Raw genomic sequence first — 18,596 nt, 5'->3', positions numbered from 1 at the left:
CACGAAGACGACCCCGGCCGCGGTCCCGGAATCACGGGCGGGCCATCGAGCCCGGAAACGCGAAACCGGCGTTGCGCACGAAGCGTCCCCGCGTACGCGGCGCCCCTCGCGCGGATGCAGCAGAATGCGAGCGGGGCCGTACTCCGCGCGGGCACCCGTTGCGTCCTGTCCCCGCGTACCCGAAGATCGGCGACGAGCGGAACCCGGTGGTCGTAACCGGCACGGAGAGGAGTTCGGCGTGGGGCAACTGCAAACCGAGGTCGCGCCCGCGGACGTGGGGCTCGACCCCGAACGGCTGCAGCGCATCGAGGACCACTTCGCGAAGTACGTGGCCGACGGCAGACTGCCCGGCTGGCTCGTGCTGATCGCCAGGCACGGCAAGATCGGCTACCTGCGCACCCACGGACTGCGGGACGTGGAAGCCGGGCTCCCCGTGGAAAGCGACACGATCTTCCGCATCTACTCGATGACCAAACCGGTCACCTCCGTGGCGGCGATGATGCTCTACGAGCAGGGCCTTCTCCAGCTGACCGATCCGGTGGCCGACCACATCCCGGAGTTCGCCCAGCCGCGCGTCTACGTCAACGGCCCGGCCGAAGCCCCGCAAACCCGTCCGGCGACCGAGCCGGTCCGGATCTGGCACCTGCTCACCCACACAGCCGGGCTCACCTACGGTTTCCACCGCATCCACCCGGTGGACCAGATGTACCGGGAGCGGGGGTTCGAAGCGGGCTACCCCGAGGGGACGGACCTCGCCGGGGCCTGCGCCGCCTGGGCCGAACTGCCGCTGCTGTTCGACCCCGGGCGGTCCTGGAACTACTCGGTGGCCACCGACGTGCTCGGGCGCGTCGTCGAGGTGATCAGCGGCAGAACGCTGGACGAGTTCTTCCGCGAGAACGTGTTCGAGCCGCTGGACATGCGCGACACCGGTTTCGCGGTCGGCGAATCCGAGCTCGATCGACTCGCCGCGCTGTACAGCGCGGACAAAAACGGCCTGGCCGTCCGCAACACGCGGCTGAACCGGGTGAGCAGCCACCGGCCGCGCGTGCTGTCCGGTGGTGGTGGACTGGTCTCCTCCGCACGCGACTACCACAGATTCACGCAGATGCTGCTCGGCGGCGGAGCTCTCGAGGGAACCCGGCTGCTCGGCAGCAGGACCGTGGGGTTCATGACCCGCAACCACCTGCCCGGAGGGGCCGACCTGGCCGACATCGCCATGGGCGCCTTCTCCGAGACGAGCAACGCGGGCAAGGGATTCGGTCTCGGCTTCTCGGTCAACGAATCCCCGCAGGCCGCCAAGGTGCTCGCCAGCCAGGGACAGTACGCATGGGGCGGCATGGCCAGCACGGCCTTCTGGGTGGACCCGGCCGAAGAGCTCACCGTGCTGTTCCTGACCCAGCTCATGCCCTCCAGCGCGCACCCGATCCGTACCCAGCTGCAACCCCTCGTCTACCAGGCCCTCGTGGACTGAAAGGGTTCATCGGCTCGGTTGGCACAGGGGCTCACTCGGCGGGCCCGGTTGCTCGGGCAGATGTTCCGGCGCCGGGCCCCGGACCCCCGCCACGGCGTCGACGCAGCGCGGTGCCACGCCGTGGCGGGGCGGAGCCGGTGCAGGGTCAGCTGCCGCGGTTCTCCCCGAGCTCCTCCACGATCGGATTGCTCGAGGTCCTGGTCTCGTGCTCCGCCAGGCCGTCGGCCGTGTGCCTGGTGTTCTGCTCGGCCTTGTCCGCGTCGCTCTGTCCCTGCTCGGCCGCCGTGTCCGACAGCACGGACCGCTCGACCTCGGTAATGTTGCCGTAGTCATCCGCGCGCGGCATCGCACGCAGGGCCGCCAGGGTCTCCGCGTCGGCCCCGTTGTTCTCGGCGTGCGTCACCAGGTCTTCCTTACTCGCCGGAAAATCCACGGAAGACAGGCTCTCGTGCAGGCTCTTCCTGTCGGTCGTAGTCACCGTCTCTCCTCCAATCGGTCTCTACGGGCGCGGATCAGTTCCCGCCGCCCGAGTCGCTGTAACGCAGGACGCTTCCGATTCCCGCGGTCAGCCGACTCCGTTCCGGATCGATCAGCACGAGCTCGGCATCGGTGCCGATCAGCGCGCGCACCACGGCGGCATCGGCGGAGACGCTTTCGGGCTCCGCGACGCCCAACTCGGTCAGGGTCCGCCGCTCGGTGGCGATCTGATTCGGTTCCGGCCCCGTCCAGAGGGTCTCCGGAGGTTCACCGACCTCCTGCCTGCTGCGCAGCAGTGTCCGCACCTGACCGCGTTGCAGTGCTCCCACGGTGTCGGCCCAGCCGTTCACCGCCCGGTCGTGCTGACCCAGCTCACGGTCGAACTCCTCGACCGTCGCGTTCACCCGCTCCCGCACGGCGGACCGCACGGTTTCGCTCACCTCACGCTGGAGGCTCTCCTCCGAGGCGTTGCGGTCCCGATGGCTCGCCTCCGTCGCGTGGACCGAGTCCTGCAGTCCCTTGCGCATGTTCTCGTGCACCAGCTTGCGCATCTGCACGTCCCCGGCGAGCACGATGATCTCGGCCCCGACGTGCAACGACTGTTTGTCGATCTCGTCCGCTATCTGCTTCGCATTGCGCTGCCACTGCTCCTCGACCACGTTCTGGTGATGCTTCTCGGAGCCCTCACCGGCCTGGCTGCTCTTGTGGACCGGCTCCCCGTCCCCCTGGACGGTGGTGCTGCCGCTGTGTCGCCCGGCATCGACCACGTGCAGGTCGCCCCCGGTCTGGTCCACCAGGGCCAGCACGTAGGGAATCCGGGAACTACGCAACCGCAGGTAGGGCATCAGATGCGGCAACGGTCCGACCCTCGCGAGTTCGTCGTCCGAGAACTCCTCGGGTGCCTCGGGCAGCTCGTCCTGGAAAACGACCTCTCCGCCTGCAGCGACCAGCACCTGACCACGTTTCCCGGCACGCCATCCGTGCTCGGCGACGACGTTCTCGATGGCCCGCAGGTCGTGCTCCTCGGCCCCGTTCCGGGACAGCTGCTCACGCGCGGACCGCCAGCGCAGCGCTATCTCCTTGCTCGCGTCCTGGTCGTCGCCGGAAGTGTCCAGGTAGACCGTGACGAACGGCCCACTGTTCTCGTACACGTCCTGCAGATACCCGAGCTTCATGGAAGTCGTTCTCCTATTGATGATCTCGTGGCCTTCTTCCAGCCACCGTTGTGTCTCTCTCGAACGCGGAACGGACCCACGGCACCTGCTCCGTTACCAGGCGCCGGAGTTTCACTAACCCGTTTCCGCTTCCTCCCGATGCGCACTGCGGGCCTGGGCACGGTGCTTGCCCTCGGCGACCTCCTCCACCAGCTTGGCGCAGAACGCGTTCAGGTCATCGGGAGTGCGGCTGGTGACCAGCCCCGAATCCACGACGACTTGCTCGTCGGTCCAGTTCGCCCCGGCGTTGCGCAGGTCCGTGGCCAGACTGGGGTAGGAGGTGACGTTCCTGCCCCGCACCACATCGGCTTCGATCAACATCCACGGGGCGTGACAGATCGCTGCCACCGGCTTCTGCGCGGCGAAGAATCCCCCGACGAAGCGGACGGCCTCCGGATACCGCCGCAGCGCGTCGGGGTTGGCCACACCTCCCGGCAGCACGAGCCCGTCGTAGTCCGCGGCCCCCACCCGGTCGACGGTTCTGTCCACGGTGAAGGTGTCCGCCTTGTCCAGGTGGTTGAACGCCTGGACGGCCCCGGAGGAGACCGAGACCAGCTCGGCCTGACCACCCGCTTCACCGACAGCGCGCCACGGTTCGGTCAGTTCGACCTGCTCCACGCCTTCCGGTGCCACCAGGAAGGCGACCCGCAATCCATCCAAGCTCGCCGCCATCCGACGATCACCCCATTTCGTTCAACGGTCTTCAGCCGGACCAACGTGAACCGGCCCGTGATCGGCTCGTCCGCACGCCGGGACGTTGACGACGGTGCTCGCCGACCGGCTCGTCACCCCGCTTTACCCGCTTCCGCGGAAGCCGAAACCTCGACCGCGACCACCGATCCCGGCCGAACAGGTAGGTTGGGACACGACCGAAGCCGACCAGCGGAGGTATCAGTGCAGTCTGGGGAGCTCGCGCCGGATTTCGAACTCGCCGATCAGCACGGAACTCCCCGCTCGCTGTCCGGCCTGCTCACCGGGGGTGTCGTGGTCCTGTTCTTCCACCCCGCCGCGATGGCCGCGGGGTGTGGCGCGGAGAACCGCCACTTCAGGGACCTGGCCAACCGATTCGCCACGCTGGGGGCGCAGCCGGTGGGCATCAGTCCCGCCCCGGTGGACGAGCAGTCCCGTTTCGCCGCCGAGAACTCCCTGGGGTTCCCGCTGCTCTCCGACGGGAACGCGGAGGTGGCGCGGGAATTCGGCGTACGGCGCGGGTTCGGGCCGCTGCCCGTCAAACGGCACACGTTCGTCCTCGACCGCGACCGGCGGGTGCTGCACGTGATCCGCAGCGAGTTCCGCACGGCGGCACACGCCGACAGGACGATCGAGTTCCTCCGGGCCCGGAACTGAGCGAAGCGCTCCTACCGTCCCGTCCGCTCCGCGCACCTCGGGCCGTCGCCGGCCACGTGCTCCCCGACCGGTTCGTGCACCACCGGTGAACCGGAGCCCGTACGCTTGGGAACGAATCGGTGAAGGGGGACGATCTCAGTGCAGCCGTTGCTGGCCGGCGATCCGGACAAGATCGGCGACTACCGGCTACTCGCCCGCATCGGCAAGGGCGCGATGGGCGCGGTATACCTCGGGGTGTCCAGGGGAGGACGCCCCGTAGCGGTGAAAGTGGCCAAACCGGAGCTCGCCGAGGACTCCGAGTTCCGCGAACGATTCCGCCGCGAAGCCAGCATGTCGGCCGCGGTAGGTGGTTTCTGGACCGCCACCGTGGTCGATTCCGACCCGGAGTCCGCTCATCCCTGGCTGGCCACCGAATACGTTCCGGGGCCCACGCTGCACCAGGCCGTCGCCGAGCACGGCCCGCTCCCGGAGAGCACGGTGCTCGGACTCGGCGCCGGGCTGGCCGAAGCCCTGCAGGCCGTGCACCGGGCCGGACTGGTGCACCGGGACCTCAAACCGGCGAACGTGCTGCTCGGCCCGGACGGCCCCCGAGTGATCGACTTCGGGATCTCCCGCGCCATGGCCGCGACCGGCATGACCGCAACCGGGATGTTCTTCGGAACACCGGGATTCTTCTCCCCCGAACAGACCACAGGCAGCGAGGTCGCCCCACCGAGCGACGTGTTCTCGCTGGGAGCGGTGCTCGCGTTCGCGGCGACCGGCGCGGCCCCGTTCGGCAACGAGAACACCGCGGCCATGCTCTACCGCGTGGTGCACAACGAGCCGGACCTGAGCGCGCTCCCGGAGGCGGTGCGCTCCCCGGTCGCCGCCTGTCTCGCCAAGGATCCCAACGCGCGACCGAGCACCGGCGAACTGCTCGACACCCTCGGGAATTCGGAGCGCTTCTCGGCCGAGTGGCTGCCCGCGGACGTGAAAGCACTGATCAACGGGCACACCGCCCAGCTGGAACGGGTGCTCCACGGGCAAGCACCGGACCACGAGCAACCGCCCGCCCGGCGGGAAGGAGCGGGCGGCACCGCAGTGGCCCCCGCCTCGGCCACGGTGACGGGACCAGGGCCGGACTCGGGGCACGGCCCCTCGGTTCGCGCACCGCAGTCGCCTTCCGCAGCCGGAGCGGCCGCACCACCTCCTCCCGCGGGTTCCCCCGCCACGGCGGGCAACGCCGACTCCGGACACCACCGCGCCGATCCACCGCAGACGGTGCGGGACGAGCTGCCCGGCCCCGTGTTCCGCACGGCGGGCAGGGCGGGCGCACTGCTGTGGTCGGGGTTCTCGGCGCTGCTCGCCTACGCGACGGTGCGGACGGGAACGGACTTGAGCGTGTCGGGCGAGACCGCGGCAGTGTTCATGCTCGCCGTCTTCCTGCTGCTGCTCAGCGCAGTGCTCTCCCTGGCGAACGCACTGATACCCGCGATCCGACTCAAGATCAACCCCGACGGGATCCGGGTGAGCCGGATGGGACTGCACCGGGACATCCCCTGGAGCAGGGTGGGCCGGGTCGGTCTCGTCGGCTCCGGCAAGAAGCAGGCCCTGGCCGTGTGGGTCCCGCCGAGCTCCCTGCCCGAGTCGCGCTGGTGGCACCGCGTTCGCGAGTACCACGGCGGAAGCAGGATATTCACCATCGGTGCCAGTGGCGGCTGGTGGAAGCGGCGGCGCGAAGCCAGACGTCTGCGCGCCGCGCTGCAGCAGTACGCGCCGAGCAGGTACGACCCCCGACTGCTCTGATCGTCCACGAGCGCCGGTCCGGCCTCCGCGCCGGCCGGACCGGCGCTCGCCCGGCCGACCTCGTGAGGGGAGCCGCGCCACCTCCGCGCAGCACCGTCAGCTCGCCGAAGGCGGCACCGAGCTCGTCCGCTGCGCTCCGGACAGGAACTCGACCACGCTCGGCAGCATTCCCCGCTCGTGCCCGGCGGCGTTCGGGTGGTACGACTCCCCGACCGGGTAGGAGACCCCGTTGATCCAGGGTTGTGCCCCGCACGCGCCGTGCCCCTCGAAGTCGTCCTCGACGTCCAGGAAGGTGAAGCCCGCGGCGCGCGCCTGCTCGGAAATCGCCCGGTTCAGCGTCTCGGCCGCCTCGTTGAGGCGCTGCCGCTCGAATTCGCTCAGCGGGGACAGGCAGGCACCGAGCTCGAACAGGCGTGGGTATCCCACCACGCCCACTCGCGCTTCGGGGGCCTTCGCGGCGATGGCGTCGTAGGTGTCGGCCAGCTGCCCGGGAAGCTGTTCCGCGGCGTAGTTCTCCGCTTCGGTGACGGCGTCGTCGCAGGCCTGGTCTCCCCCGGTCGCGCAGCTCGTCACCACGGGGACGAACCCGGCGTCGTTGCCGCCGACGGAGACCGTGACCACGTCGGTGCTCCGGCTCAACGGGGTGAGCTGCCCGTCCAGGACGTCGGCGGTCTCCGCACCGGCGCAGGCGGCGAAGGCGAAGCTCTCGGCTCCCGCCTCGGCCGCCGCCAGGCTCGGATAGGCCAGTTCGCTCCTGCGGCAGTCACCGCTTTCCCCGATGTAGTCTCCCGTGCCCACCCCGGAGGCGTAGGAGTCCCCGAGCGCCACGTACTCGAGCGAGTCGGAGCTCTCCGCGTCCGCGGCCGTGGCCACGGGGGCGGACAACGGCAGCAGCGTTACGGCGAAGGCGGTTGAAAGACAACTGGACAGCACGGACCTGCGCACGGCTCACCTCCGGTGACCTTGATCGACGCACTGTGACTATCAGTGCGCGAAGAGCCACAAAAGGTACGCGCGGAGGATCAAGTGCGAATCGCTACGATCGTGTGACACCGCTCGGCGGGAGCTCCGCGCTCGAATCCCCCGGTTTTCCGCCCCGGCGCCCCGCGGTGTCCCTCCACCAACGACGACGGCCGCGCCCCCGATCAGCCGTTGCAGCGGGCACCACCGATTCACCGTTCGGGAAACGCGCAAACCCCCTCCCCTGACGAAACGGTCCTTGGCTGCCCGGCGGGACAACGAAACAAGCCGGTGGCCCGGAACGACGCAACGAAGCTTCGGAAAAAGCAATGCGTCCCGGCTGAAACTGTCGCTGCGAGGACATAGCCTGTTGCCATGACAGCGGCCGTACCCGGCGTGCGCGACACGCCCTCCGAGACTTCCGACTTCATCGCGCTGGACGAGGCCCACTCCACGCACAACTACCACCCGCTGCCGGTGGTGCTGGCGACGGCGTCCGGAGCCCGGATGACCGATGTGGATGGTCACAGCTATCTGGACTTCCTCGCGGGGTACTCGGCGCTGAACTTCGGACACCGCCACCCCGATCTCGTCGCCGCCGCCACGGAACAGCTCAACCGAGTGACCCTCACCAGCAGGGCCTTCCACCACGACCAGTTCGGACCGTTCTGCCGCGAGCTGGCCGAGCTCACCGGCACGGAGATGGTGCTGCCCATGAACTCCGGGGCCGAGGCGGTGGAATCAGCGATCAAGGTGGCCCGCAAGTGGTCCTACCGGGTCAAGGGGGTTCCCGAGGAGCGGGCCGAGATCATCGTGGCCGGCTCGAACTTCCACGGCCGGACCACCACGCTCGTCTCCTTCTCCACCGATCCCGACGCCCGCGCCGAGTACGGGCCCTACACACCGGGCTTCGTCGTCACCGAGTACGGCGACGCCGAAGCCGTCGAGGAGGCCATCACCCCGAACACCGCGGCGGTGCTCGTCGAACCGATCCAGGGCGAGTCGGGGGTCGTGGTCCCGCCGGAAGGATATCTGCGCGGGCTGCGACAGCTGTGCGACGACAACAACGTGCTGCTGATCTCGGACGAGATCCAGTCCGGGCTGGCCCGCACCGGGAAGCTGCTGGCCACCGACCACGAGGGGGTTCGCGCCGATCTGTACACCCTGGGCAAGGCCCTGGGAGGCGGGATCGTCCCCGTGTCGGCCGTGGTCGGCGACCGCTCCGTGCTCGGAGTCCTCCACCCCGGCGAGCACGGGTCCACCTTCGGCGGGAACCCGCTGGCCTGCGCCGTGGGACGTGCCGTGGTGCGCCTGCTGTCCGACGGGTGGTTCCAGGAAAGGGCCCGCGAACTCGGCGAGCGGTTGCACCACCGCCTCGACGAGCTCCGCGGTCACGGCGTCTCCGAGGTGCGCGGACGCGGCCTGTGGGCCGGGGTGGACATCGCCCCCGGAGGCCCCACCGGTCGTCAGGTCTGCGAACAGCTCCTCCAGCACGGCGTGCTGTGCAAGCAGACCCAGGACAGCACGCTGCGCATAGCCCCGCCCCTGGTGATGTCCCCGCAGGACCTCGAAACCGGGCTGGACGCGATCGCGGAGGTGCTGACCACCAGCTGAGCCGCGCCGAGGGAGGCTTCCCCTCCCGCGGGCGAGCAGGTCCCGCCCGACGGGCCCACCGCCGGGCGGGTCACGACCTGACGAGCTCGTTGGACAGCGCGGTGAGCCTGCTCAAGGCGCGCAGGTACTTCTTCCGGTAACCGCCCTCGAGCATCTCCTCCGTGAACAGGGCGGACAGCGGACTCCCCGAGTTCCGCACGGGCACCGCCCGGTCGTAGAGCCGATCGGCCAGCGCGACCAGTCGGAGGGCCACCCCCTGGTTCGGAGCGGCGCGCACCCCGCTCAGGTGCACCGCGGACACCTCGTCGACCATCCGCCCGTACTTCGACGGGTGCACCCGCTGCAGGTGCGCGCACAGCTCCTCGAAGTCGTCGAGGGTGCTGGCAGGGGTGGCTTCGGCCAGCTCGCGAAGCTCCGCGTCGTCCCGGGGCTCCGGTGGTTCGACCACGTCCCGGTGACGGTAGTCGGGCCCGTCGATGCGCACCACGTTGAACCGCTCGGCCATGGCGTGGATCTCGCGCAGGAAGTCCACCGCGGCGAACCTGCCCTCCCCGAGCTTGTCCGGCAGCGTGTTCGAGGTCGCGGCCACCCGCACCCCGGCCTCGGTCAGCTTGGACAACAGCTGGGTCACCAGCATCGTGTCCCCGGGGTCGTCGAGCTCGAACTCGTCGATCGCCAGGAAGCGATGCCCGGACAGCCTGCGCACGGCCTCGTTGAACCCGAGAATTCCCACGAGGTTGGTGAGCTCGACGAAGGTGGCGTAGGCCTTCGGCCCCTCCACGGCGTGCCAGATCGAGGCCAGCAGGTGCGTCTTGCCCACGCCGAAGCCGCCGTCCAGGTACAGCCCGGGCCGCCGCCCGCCGCCTGCCGAGGACTTGGAACCACGACCGAACAGCGCCCGGAACCACGAACCGCCCTTGGCGGAGGAGTCGCCGACCTCGGAGGCGAACTCGCGGCACCTGTCGACCGCCTCCGCCTGGCTCGGTTCCTCCGGGTTCGGAACGTAGTTCTCGAACCGGGCCTCGTCGAAGCGCGGCGGCGGCGCCAGCGCGGCCACCAGCTCCTCGGAACCCAGTTCGGGATGGCGTTCCACCAGGCGCGCGGTGCTCATGGGGGAACTGTAACCGTCCGCCCGCACTCCTCGAACGGCATGCTGAGATGGTGCAATGCACCAGCTGTGGCCGACTTCCGCAACGAAACAGGTGGACAGCGCCCTTCCCGGCGTCGATGCCCTGGAGGAGTTCTACGCCTACCCCGCCGCGCTGGGCCGCCCGTGGGTGAGAGTGAACTTCGTCTCCAGTCTCGACGGGGCGGTCGCGGTGCACGGCAGTTCGCGGGGCCTGTCCAGCCCGACGGACCAACGCGTGCTCGGCCTGATCAGGGATCTCTCCGATGTCGTGCTCGTCGGCGCCGGGACGGCGTTGGCCGAGGGATACCGCGGGGTGCGCCGCACCGAGGTCCGCAGCAGGCGGCGCAGTGAGCACGGGCTGAGCGAACTGCCCCCGATCGCCGTGGTCAGCTCCAGCGGCTCGGTCCCCGTCGACTCCCCGCTCATAACCGACACGATCGCGACCCCGATCGTGTTGACCAGTTCGGCGGCACCGCGGCAGTGGCGCTCCGAGCTGGCGAGCGCGGGGGCTGATGTCATCGTCGCGGGCACCGAGGAGGTCGATCCGCCCACCGCGCTGCGGGAGTTGGGGGAACGCGGGCTGTACCGGATCGGCTGCGAAGGGGGTCCCGAGCTGTTCGACTCGCTCATAACCGCTGATGTGGTCGACGAGCTCTGCCTGACGATCTCTCCGCTGCTGACCGGGGGGAGGACCGGCCGGATCGCCGCGGGCGACGGTGCGGGGACGCCACGCGGGATGCGGCTGCTGTCGGCCCTGCACGTCGACGACTCCGTGCTGCTGCTCCGCTACGGAAGAGCTCCGGAGTGATCCGCAGCTGCCGAGGCGCGCGGCACCAGGGGATCCGCTGCGCAACCACTTCCCCCGATCGGGTGGCATCACGCATCGCGCCGGAACAGCGGAGACGGAACTAACATCTTAACGGGAGCACGGCCTCTTCACCCCGGGGTCTCCCGGGAGGGTGAACGGCCACGACGAGATCCTTCCCGAAGGGAGTCGAACATGACCCAGTCCGGTGGCACTCAGTCGTCCACGAGCTCGACCGCGACGCGTTCCGGCTCGGAGCAGTCGAGCGGCAGCGACGTGGCCGGCATCCCGGAATCCCGCTCCGGGGGGACCCCGGCCCGACTGGCCGACGACACCAGCGAGGGCAAGACCAGCATCGCCTCGTCCGTGGTGCAGAAGATCGCGGGCATAGCGGCCCGGGAGATCTCGGGGGTTTACTCGATGGGCGGAGGGGTCTCCCGCGCCTTCGGCGCCCTGCGCGAACGGATCCCCGGCGGTAACGGGAGTTCCAACATCTCCGGTGTGCAGGTCGAGGTCGGCGAGCGGCAGGCCGCGATCGACCTGGACATCGTCGTGGAGTACGGGGCCGCCATCGTGGATCTCGCCCGTTCCGTGCGCCGCAACGTGATCCACAGCGTGGAGCGGATGTGCGGGCTCGAGGTCACCGAGGTCAACATCTCGGTCAACGACGTCCACCTGCCCTCCGACGACGAGGAGGACAGCGGTGGAACTACCGGAAGCGGATCACGCGTGCAATGATCGCGTCCGCCCCGATCCGCTCGGACTCCGCCCGGACCGGAGGGCCCGGGTCCGCTGGGCCCGTGCTGCCGAAACCCGAAAGAGAGACCCTTGAACAGCGGAAACGCCGATGACCTCCGGGGGGCACACGCCGAACGGATAGCCGAGGCGGTGCTCGGGCACCCCTGTGTCGTGCGACTCGACGGTGGGGAGCACGGCACCGTCGCCACCTACCTGCCCGGACGGCGGGTGACCGGAGTGCGGGTCGATCCGGACGGTGTCGGCACGGCGGAGGTCTGCGTGGTGCTGCGACTGCTGCGACCGGTCCCCGAGCTCGTGGACGAGATCCGGGCCGGGCTGCGTGAGGTCGTCGGGGACTCGCCCGTCGACGTCACGGTGGCGGACGTGCTCACCCCGGACGAACCGGAGGAACCCCCTCGGACGGCAGGTGATCGCGGTGAGCTCACCGAATGAGCGCGCGGCGGACGGAACCGACGCGCGGGCCAGGTTGCGCGAGTTCGTGCGCACCAACCACCCGGACGTCGGCGGGGATCCCGAGCTCTTCGCGGCACGCGTGGCCGAGCTCCAGGCGGTACGGGACGGGGCGTGCGGGCACTCCCGACCGACGGCCCCCCGACGTGCGGAGCGGGGTGAGGCCCCGATCGTGGTCGTGCGGCGGCGTGGTCCGCGCGGTCTGCTGGCCCGGCTGCGGGAGTGGCGGGCTCGCCGCAAACGTGGTCCGCGGGTCGTATGAGAGCGAAGAAGCACCACGCACCCCGCGCGACGGAATAGGAAGGTTTTCGCCTTGAACGCAACCCAGACCGGTTTGCTGGCCGGACTGATCCTCGGAGTAGCGGTGGCCGTGGGCGGCTTCACCGCCTTCCTGATCACGATAGCCGTGGGTGTGATCGGTTTCGGCGTCGGCCGCTTCGTGGACGGCGGAATGGAGCTCGGAGATCTGTTCGGGCGGGGCAGGGACCGTTGACCGGCACACTCGATTCCACGAAACCCTCCGTCGAGGACGAGCGCGCCGAGCCCGCCCGCAGGGGGAAGCTGCGGATCGACCGGTCCGTGCTGCGCAAGATCGCCGAACACGCCGCGAACCTCGAACCGGACTGCGTGCCGGTCGCGCGCCGCGTCGCGGGGATCGGAACGGGCAAGCACGGTGCCACGGCGCACGTGACCGGCCCCGACCGGCAACTGCACGTGCACCTCGATCTCGCGTTGCGCTATCCGGCCCCCGTGGCGAGCACCGTCCGGGCCGTGCGCGAACGCGTGGGGGGCGAGCTGGAGCGCCTCGCGGGGTGTCGGGCCGCCTCGGTCGACGTACGGGTGACCGCGCTGGTCCCGCAGGCGTCCGCCCCCCGAGTGGAGTGATCGATGCGCCCATTCGTCCGTTTCCTGACAGCGCTGCTCGGCCTGCTCCTGCTGGCGGCGGGAGCGGTGCTGCTGGCCGAACTCGTGTGGACGGCGATCCCTCCGCTGGAGGGGACGTTCCTGCTGGAGCGGACTTCTCTCGAAGCAGAGCTGCGGACGCTCTCCTGGAACGCGCCCGTCGTGCGAGCGGGAGCGGCGGTCACGGCCGTTCTCGGTGCGCTGCTGCTGCTCTTCGGCTTGCGGGCCGGGCGCGGGGACGTCCGACTGCACGATCCAGCCGAGGGCGTCGCCGTGGTCACCGGACCGCGCTCGCTCGCCAGGCTGGTGGGGCGCAAGGTGCGTGAGCAGGAGGGCGTGGCCAAGGCCACGGTCGTGGCGCGGCGCAAGGCGGTGCGCGTGACCGCGGTCAGCGAGTTCACCGAAGTCGGCGACCTCGAGCGAAGGCTGGCGGACACGGCACGCGCCACGATCGACGACCTGCCGCTGGTGACCACCCCGCGGGTTTCCGTGACGGTCCGCCCCACCAAGCGGAGCTGACCGGTGTTCTCCGCTGCTCCCCTCGCGTGGGCGCCCGCTCGGCGGAACCTCTCGCGACCCCGTGAGCGGGTGTCCCGACACCGGTCGGTCACGTTCGGAAAAGCCCTGTGAGAAGCCGAGGCCTCGTCCGGGAGAAACCGATGATTGCAGAACAGTCGAGCAGGACAGCGGTCGGAAAGCACTCCCCTGCCGGAGTTTCCCGCCCACTGGCCTTCGAACGGGCGGTCACCTCGATCGTGGGGGTGATCGCCCTGGCCGCGGGGGTGCTCGCGCTGTTGGTCGGCTCCGGAGTTCTCGGCACCTACCGCGCCCGTCGTCCGTTGCTCGACCCGCTCACGCGCAGCTGGGTGATCTCGAACCCGGGCATCGCCCTCGCGGTGGCGGCGGTGCTGGGGATCGTGCTGGTGGTGCTGGGGGTCTGGTGGATCACGCACGCACTGCGCCCCGAAGCGCGGCCGAATCTCCACCTGGGGGGCGGAGCCGCGGGCAGGACCTCGCTGTCCGGTTCGGCGCTGAGCGAGGCCGTCCGCGCGGACGCGCACGAGGTGACCGGTGTCGTCGGGGTCAGGGTGCGCACCACGGGGACCCCGGAACACCCCGGGCTGCGCATGGTGCTGTCGCTGCGCGACGACACGGACGTCCGCCAGGTGTGGGACGAACTGGACCACAAGGTGCTGTCCAGGGCACGGAGCGCCCTCGAAACCGATTCGCTGCCCACCACCATCAAGCTGGAGCTGGACCGCTCCCGCGGCCAGCGGGTTCGCTGAAACCGCCGACCCGCTAAGACGGCCGAACGCTCGACGTGCGAGCAGCACAACCACCGGCACCCACCCGAGCAACCACACCGCCGCGGGATTCCGCCAAGCGACCGCCCACGGCAAGCCAGTCCCCGGAAAGCCGCCACTCCAACGCGAGCGCTTTGAGCCCAAGCCGGAGGAGAAGCTCCGGTGCGTGAGTCGGATGCATTGCAAGGCCGGGCCGCTCGCCGCGTAGGTCGCTACTCAAGAGCGGCCCAACACTCCCAAGGCACCGACCGAGGCTCCGCCACGCAACCACCTACGACAAGCCAGTCCCCGAAAAGCCTGCCACCCCAACGCGGGCGCTTACGAGCCTACGCAGTCGGCACCGCCGCGGGTTCTCAGTCGAGTGCCCGGCGAGGATGGCCCCGACGTTGTGTAGGTCGCTACCCGATGTCGGGGCACCCGCAGCCGGGCGCCGACTGAGGTTCCGCCAAGTGACCACCCACGACAAGCCAGTCCCCGAAAAAGTCTCACCCCAACGCGAGCGCTTTGAGCCTGAGCAGGAGGAGAAGCTCCGGTGCGTGAGTCGGATGCATTGCACGGCCGGGCCGCTCGTCGCGTAGGTCGCTACTCAAGAGCGGCCCAACACAGCAAGGCGCCGACTCACGTGCCGGCTAAGCAACCACGCACGCAGCCCAGCCAGCGCACGTCTATCCGCGTTGGCCGCTCCTGGTTGCCCCGACGGAAGCAACCACCACGCACCCGACGGCCAACCACTGCAGGGCGCTCAGCCCCTCCCGCAGCACGATCAGCCCCGCAAGCGCGGCCACCGCCGGTTCCAGGCTCATCAGCACTCCGAACACCCGCGCAGGTATGCGCCGCAGGGCCTCCAGTTCCATCGAGTAGGGGACGACCGAGGACATCAGGGCGACCACCAGTCCCATCGCCAGCACTTCGGGGTTCAGCAGGGCGGTGTTCGACTCGACCACCCCGAACGGCAGCACCAGGACGGCTCCGACGGCCATCCCCACGGCGAGACCCCCGCCACCGGTGGTCCGGTCGCCGAGCTTGGCCCCCATGATGATGTAGCCGCCCCAGAACGCGGCCGCCAGCAGCGCGCAACCGACACCGACGGGGTCGAGTCCGCCTTCCACTCTGGACAGCAGCAGCACCCCGAGGGCGGCCAGCACGGCCCACACCACGTCGAGCTTGCGCCGCGATCCGAACACGGCCACCGAGAGCGGCCCCAGGAACTCGATCGTGACGGCCACTCCGAGCGGGATGCGTTCGAAGGCCTGGTAGATGCTGGCGTTCATCCCGGCCAGCACAGCGCCGTAGCCTGCGACCACGAGGAAGGTCCTCCGGTCCATCCGCGGGGACGGGCGCCACACCAGCAGCAGCACCAGCGCTGCGAAGGTGAGCCGGACCGCGCTGACCCCGAACGGTCCGGCTAGTGCGAAGAGCTGCTTGGCGAAGGCAGCACCGACCTGCAGGCTGATCATCCCGGTGACCACGAGCATCGGCGGCGGAACCGCTCCGAACGCCCTTCCTGACAGCCTGCCGAACCGTCCGAGGGGATGCCGACTGACGGTTCGCTCTTCCGTGTGCTCCACGTTCGTGTTCCACTCCGTTCCGACCGATCACGGCCGATCGACGTTTCCGCGGTTGCCGAAGACCGCTCCTGCCCCGCGACACACCGCCGGTGAGAATATGCGAACCGCGCAGTCCGGTGAGTTCCCGGAGGTCCCCTCGGCTCCCGCTGGACGGGGACCGCCTCGCGGATCGAGGTGTTCGGCGGGGCGCGGAAGGGTTCCGGGCGCTCTCTTGCGCGTGAACCCGTTAACTCGCGGCTCACGTCCGCCGTGCGATGCTCTCGACGGTGAGGACCATCCGCTGGAGGGACCGCCGCACAGCGTACGAAGGAGCATCCGTGCCGCGCATCATCGGACGAGCCTGCGCCGTCTTGTTGCTACTGGTGGTCGCGGGGTGTTCGGCGGGCCCCTCGGACCGCCCCGCTGTGGCCTACCGCGGCAGTGAGCAGCAGGTTCCTCCCGACCGCGGGACTCCTCAGCAGCAGCCGGTCCCCCCGCTCGGCCCGCGGAGTCAGGACGCGCTCGGCTGGCGCGACTGCACCACGGCGACGAAGAACGAGCTCGGCGACGTCGAGGTCCCCGCGGGAACGCGTTTCTCGTGCACGCACCTGAACACCAGCCTCAGCCCCACGGGGACGCGACACCGGGGGACGATGCGGCTCTCGCTGCTCGGCGTCGGAACCGGCAAGGTCCCGCTGGTCGTGGTCAACGACATCCGCGGCGAGCCGGGCACGACCTTCGCCGCCCGGCTCGCGCTGCGCCTCCCCGAGCGGGTGCTGCGCGAGTACACCGTCATCGGACTGGACCGCAGGGGCACCGGTGAATCGGACGCCGCCAACTGCGTCCCAGCGCAGAACCGCGCGACCATAACGGGATTCGACCCGCGGGCCACCGAGAAGTCCGAGTTGGACGAGTTGAACGACTCGATCCGCTCGGCCAGCAAGGAGTGCCTGCTCGAGCTCGAACAGCGCGCCCAGGCCTACGACACCAGACGGGCCGCCGACGACCTGGAGGAACTGCGCATCGAGCTGGGGGTGCCCCGGCTGCACGCCATCGGCCGGGGCGAGGGCTCGCGCGTGCTCACGACCTACGCCCAGCAGCATCCCGGCTCGGTGGGCAGGACGGTCCTCGACGGCGCTCCCGACCCGGTGCTCGAGACGTTGGCCCGCACGAAGCAGCGGGCGCGCAGCGCCGAACGCACCTTCGACGCCTTCGCCTCGGCGTGCGGTGATTCGGGGAACTGCCCGTTGGGCGACGAGCCGCGCGCGCTGGTGGACGACCTCGTCGAGCGTTCCCGGGCGGACGGTCTGCCCACTGCGGACGAACCGCTGCGCTCCGGCGAGCTGGTGCGCGCGGTGCTGCACGGGCTCACCGACCGGGAGTCCTGGCCGCGCCTCGAGAGGGCGCTGGCCGCTGCGCGCGACGGGGACGCGAGCGAACTCGCCACGTTCGTCCGCTCCCCGGATCCGGGGGTGAACCGACTGGACGCGCGCATGATCACGCGCTGCAACGACACGATGTTGCGCCTTCCGCCCGAGCGCGCGAGCAACGTCGCCCGCGAGTGGACCAACAGTCTCCCGCTGTTCGGCGGGGTGTTCGCGCAACGGCTGGTTCAGTGTTCGCTGTGGCCGCGCCCCCAGGAAGCGCTTCCGGCGCCCGAGCGCGGTGAGCTACCGCCCGTTCCGGTGATCAGCACCAAGCACGATCCGCTCACCCCTGCCGAGGGGAGCAAGAACACGGCGGGCAGGTTGTCCAGCGGTGTCGAGGTGAACTGGCTGGGAAGCGGGCACGGCGCGATCGGCGAGTCGGACTGCGTCACCAGGATCGTGGGGCGCTTCTTCACGGAGGGCGCCGTTCCTCCCGAGGGGACGGCCTGCCCGGCGTGAGGGGGTCGACGACTCGGTCGTCGCAGGTGGTCCCGCGGTGGAACCTCCTGCGGGGGCGATAGCCGAGATCTCGATCTCGCCGAGAGCGAGCCACACGACGTCGGGATCGCGCTCGCGAGAGCACGTCGTGGGAGAGCCAGCGGCCGTTCGGTCCGCCGGAGCCGGCCTCGGCACGGCGGCGCGAGGGAAGACCGGACCCCGGCGGGCCGAACGAGCACACCGGACGGAGCGCTGTCAGCAGCTGCTGCAGCACCCGCAGGACGGTCCGCTGCAGCTGCTGCAGCAGCTGCAACCGCTGAAGTGGGTCTCCGTGGCGACGTACACTACCGTTCGTTCCATGACGGCCTCCCGATCGCAGGAACTTCGACGGGCCGATCCTCTCCCGTCTCCGATCCGCATCGCTACCGCCGTACGGGCGAGAGGCAATCGCTGAACATCACTGTGGGGAACCGAGCAAGCGATGCTCCCGCCTTCGAAGCACTGTCCCTGCCTACGACGGTGTGAAATCTTCCGCACACCCCCGCACCGAAAGTTACCGTTGTGACCATGGCACGTGCCGAGCACGGCGAACCGGACGAGCCGGCCGGCCGCTTCGCCGACGATCTGATCGGGCTGGACCCGCACGACCCCGAGGCCCAGGAGTTCGCCGCGCATCTCGACCGCATACAGCGGTGCGAATCCAGGGCCACCGTGGAGGGAATGCTGCGCGGGGTGGGGGACTTCGCGCACAGCACCAACCGACTACGCGGCGAACGCAGAATCGTGGCCGTGCTACTGGTCGTGCTGATGCTGTTCGGGGTCGGGCTCACGGTGTGGAACGCCCTGGTGTACATGACCGCGACCTTCGCCGGTTGATCCCTTCACCGGTTGGTGGAGGCCTTCCTGTGAGTATCGCGACAGGAACGGCAGCAAGTCCTCGAACGGCGTGCTCACCGACTGGGCCGG

General features: G+C 69.9%; 20 protein-coding genes. 14 read left to right on the top strand and 6 right to left on the bottom strand.

Going from position 1 to position 18,596, the window contains the following annotated elements; genetic code table 11:
• The first annotated feature begins 238 nt into the window (after nt 1-238).
• On the top strand, nt 239-1,471 hold the full coding sequence (locus G9Q41_RS10350; protein WP_165632661.1) for a serine hydrolase domain-containing protein: 1,233 nt from the start codon (nt 239-241) through the stop codon (nt 1,469-1,471).
• 145 nt (nt 1,472-1,616) lie between these two features.
• Here G9Q41_RS10350 and G9Q41_RS10345 read toward each other — a convergent pair whose 3' ends face one another.
• The 3 genes from G9Q41_RS10345 to G9Q41_RS10335 form a co-directional block, all read right to left on the bottom strand.
• Nucleotides 1,617-1,949: a DUF2795 domain-containing protein gene (locus G9Q41_RS10345; RefSeq protein ID WP_165632662.1), complete on the bottom strand. Its 333-nt coding sequence runs from the start codon at nt 1,947-1,949 to the stop codon at nt 1,617-1,619.
• Between the two features lie 34 nt (nt 1,950-1,983).
• Nucleotides 1,984-3,123: a Vms1/Ankzf1 family peptidyl-tRNA hydrolase gene (locus G9Q41_RS10340; protein ID WP_165632663.1), complete on the bottom strand. Its 1,140-nt coding sequence runs from the start codon at nt 3,121-3,123 to the stop codon at nt 1,984-1,986.
• A gap of 114 nt (nt 3,124-3,237) precedes the next feature.
• Complete coding sequence (locus tag G9Q41_RS10335) at nt 3,238-3,834, bottom strand: type 1 glutamine amidotransferase domain-containing protein (RefSeq protein ID WP_165632664.1); 597 nt, start codon at nt 3,832-3,834, stop codon at nt 3,238-3,240.
• A gap of 222 nt (nt 3,835-4,056) precedes the next feature.
• On the opposite strand from G9Q41_RS10335, the gene G9Q41_RS10330 reads away from it, so the two are divergent.
• Together G9Q41_RS10330 and G9Q41_RS10325 are read left to right on the top strand one after the other, a co-directional pair.
• Nucleotides 4,057-4,509: a peroxiredoxin gene (locus tag G9Q41_RS10330; RefSeq protein ID WP_165632665.1), complete on the top strand. Its 453-nt coding sequence runs from the start codon at nt 4,057-4,059 to the stop codon at nt 4,507-4,509.
• Nucleotides 4,510-4,647: 138 nt separating this feature from the next.
• Nucleotides 4,648-6,294, top strand: a complete 1,647-nt coding sequence (locus tag G9Q41_RS10325) for a serine/threonine-protein kinase (protein WP_165632666.1) — start codon at nt 4,648-4,650, stop codon at nt 6,292-6,294.
• Nucleotides 6,295-6,390: 96 nt separating this feature from the next.
• On the opposite strand, the gene G9Q41_RS10320 is transcribed toward G9Q41_RS10325, so the two are convergent.
• The gene (locus G9Q41_RS10320; RefSeq protein WP_165632667.1) at nt 6,391-7,239 is read right to left on the bottom strand and encodes an SGNH/GDSL hydrolase family protein; all 849 of its coding nucleotides are present in this window, start codon (nt 7,237-7,239) and stop codon (nt 6,391-6,393) included.
• Between the two features lie 390 nt (nt 7,240-7,629).
• Here G9Q41_RS10320 and rocD point away from each other — a divergent pair, with 390 nt between their 5' ends.
• Nucleotides 7,630-8,868: an ornithine--oxo-acid transaminase gene (gene rocD / locus G9Q41_RS10315; protein WP_165632668.1), complete on the top strand. Its 1,239-nt coding sequence runs from the start codon at nt 7,630-7,632 to the stop codon at nt 8,866-8,868.
• A 70-nt stretch (nt 8,869-8,938) separates the two neighbouring features.
• On the opposite strand, the gene zapE is transcribed toward rocD, so the two are convergent.
• A complete protein-coding gene (gene zapE / locus G9Q41_RS10310; RefSeq protein ID WP_165632669.1) occupies nt 8,939-9,979 on the bottom strand; it encodes a cell division protein ZapE in 1,041 nt (346 codons plus the stop codon).
• 55 nt (nt 9,980-10,034) lie between these two features.
• Between zapE and G9Q41_RS10305 the strand changes: the two genes are divergently transcribed.
• The 8 genes from G9Q41_RS10305 (at nt 10,035) to G9Q41_RS10270 (ending at nt 14,200) form a co-directional block, all read left to right on the top strand.
• Nucleotides 10,035-10,805, top strand: coding sequence for a pyrimidine reductase family protein (locus tag G9Q41_RS10305; protein ID WP_165632670.1), 771 nt, complete (start codon nt 10,035-10,037; stop codon nt 10,803-10,805).
• A gap of 192 nt (nt 10,806-10,997) precedes the next feature.
• Nucleotides 10,998-11,540 carry an Asp23/Gls24 family envelope stress response protein gene (locus G9Q41_RS10300; RefSeq protein WP_092520280.1) on the top strand — a complete coding sequence of 181 codons (543 nt, stop codon included), beginning with the start codon at nt 10,998-11,000 and terminating at the stop codon, nt 11,538-11,540.
• Between the two features lie 90 nt (nt 11,541-11,630).
• Nucleotides 11,631-11,993 (top strand): hypothetical protein, encoded by a 363-nt coding sequence (locus G9Q41_RS10295; protein ID WP_092520278.1) that lies wholly within the window; start codon nt 11,631-11,633, stop codon nt 11,991-11,993.
• A complete protein-coding gene (locus tag G9Q41_RS10290; protein ID WP_347567527.1) occupies nt 11,977-12,273 on the top strand; it encodes a hypothetical protein in 297 nt (98 codons plus the stop codon). The genes G9Q41_RS10295 and G9Q41_RS10290 overlap by 17 nt, the downstream gene beginning before the upstream one ends.
• 51 nt (nt 12,274-12,324) lie before the next feature.
• The gene (locus G9Q41_RS10285; protein WP_092520277.1) at nt 12,325-12,504 is read left to right on the top strand and encodes a hypothetical protein; all 180 of its coding nucleotides are present in this window, start codon (nt 12,325-12,327) and stop codon (nt 12,502-12,504) included.
• The gene (locus G9Q41_RS10280; protein ID WP_165632672.1) at nt 12,501-12,896 is read left to right on the top strand and encodes an Asp23/Gls24 family envelope stress response protein; all 396 of its coding nucleotides are present in this window, start codon (nt 12,501-12,503) and stop codon (nt 12,894-12,896) included. The genes G9Q41_RS10285 and G9Q41_RS10280 overlap by 4 nt, the downstream gene beginning before the upstream one ends.
• Nucleotides 12,897-12,899: 3 nt before the next feature.
• Entirely contained in the window at nt 12,900-13,433 is a 534-nt protein-coding gene (locus tag G9Q41_RS10275) for a DUF6286 domain-containing protein (protein ID WP_092520274.1), read from the top strand.
• 140 nt (nt 13,434-13,573) lie between these two features.
• Nucleotides 13,574-14,200 (top strand): alkaline shock response membrane anchor protein AmaP, encoded by a 627-nt coding sequence (locus tag G9Q41_RS10270; protein ID WP_092520272.1) that lies wholly within the window; start codon nt 13,574-13,576, stop codon nt 14,198-14,200.
• Nucleotides 14,201-14,883: 683 nt separating this feature from the next.
• Here G9Q41_RS10270 and G9Q41_RS10265 read toward each other — a convergent pair.
• Nucleotides 14,884-15,786, bottom strand: a complete 903-nt coding sequence (locus G9Q41_RS10265) for a DMT family transporter (protein WP_165632673.1) — start codon at nt 15,784-15,786, stop codon at nt 14,884-14,886.
• Between the two features lie 317 nt (nt 15,787-16,103).
• Between G9Q41_RS10265 and G9Q41_RS10260 the strand changes: the two genes are divergently transcribed.
• Both G9Q41_RS10260 and G9Q41_RS10255 read left to right on the top strand, forming a co-directional pair.
• A complete protein-coding gene (locus tag G9Q41_RS10260; protein WP_092520268.1) occupies nt 16,104-17,651 on the top strand; it encodes an alpha/beta fold hydrolase in 1,548 nt (515 codons plus the stop codon).
• A gap of 546 nt (nt 17,652-18,197) precedes the next feature.
• Complete coding sequence (locus G9Q41_RS10255; protein ID WP_092522453.1) at nt 18,198-18,506, top strand: hypothetical protein; 309 nt, start codon at nt 18,198-18,200, stop codon at nt 18,504-18,506.
• The last annotated feature ends 90 nt before the right edge of the window (nt 18,507-18,596 follow it).

This window comes from Actinopolyspora sp. BKK2 (genome assembly GCF_011291845.1).
GTDB classification, from domain to species: domain Bacteria; phylum Actinomycetota; class Actinomycetes; order Mycobacteriales; family Pseudonocardiaceae; genus Actinopolyspora; species Actinopolyspora saharensis.
The sequence above is the reverse complement of the archived record's forward strand: the minus strand, read 5'-3'. Positions and strand labels throughout refer to the sequence as shown.

What these genes read in the sequence shown, in the direction of transcription:
- G9Q41_RS10305 (WP_165632670.1), top strand. Translation starts at nt 10,035, where the DNA reads ATGCACCAGCTGTGGCCGACTTCCGCAACGAAACAGGTGGACAGCGCC.
- G9Q41_RS10300 (WP_092520280.1), top strand. Translation starts at nt 10,998, where the DNA reads ATGACCCAGTCCGGTGGCACTCAGTCGTCCACGAGCTCGACCGCGACG.
- G9Q41_RS10340 (WP_165632663.1), bottom strand. Translation starts at nt 3,123, where the DNA reads ATGAAGCTCGGGTATCTGCAGGACGTGTACGAGAACAGTGGGCCGTTC.
- G9Q41_RS10335 (WP_165632664.1), bottom strand. Translation starts at nt 3,834, where the DNA reads ATGGCGGCGAGCTTGGATGGATTGCGGGTCGCCTTCCTGGTGGCACCG.
- zapE (WP_165632669.1), bottom strand. Translation starts at nt 9,979, where the DNA reads ATGAGCACCGCGCGCCTGGTGGAACGCCATCCCGAACTGGGTTCCGAG.
- rocD (WP_165632668.1), top strand. Translation starts at nt 7,630, where the DNA reads ATGACAGCGGCCGTACCCGGCGTGCGCGACACGCCCTCCGAGACTTCC.
- G9Q41_RS10255 (WP_092522453.1), top strand. Translation starts at nt 18,198, where the DNA reads ATGGCACGTGCCGAGCACGGCGAACCGGACGAGCCGGCCGGCCGCTTC.
- G9Q41_RS10275 (WP_092520274.1), top strand. Translation starts at nt 12,900, where the DNA reads ATGCGCCCATTCGTCCGTTTCCTGACAGCGCTGCTCGGCCTGCTCCTG.
- G9Q41_RS10270 (WP_092520272.1), top strand. Translation starts at nt 13,574, where the DNA reads ATGATTGCAGAACAGTCGAGCAGGACAGCGGTCGGAAAGCACTCCCCT.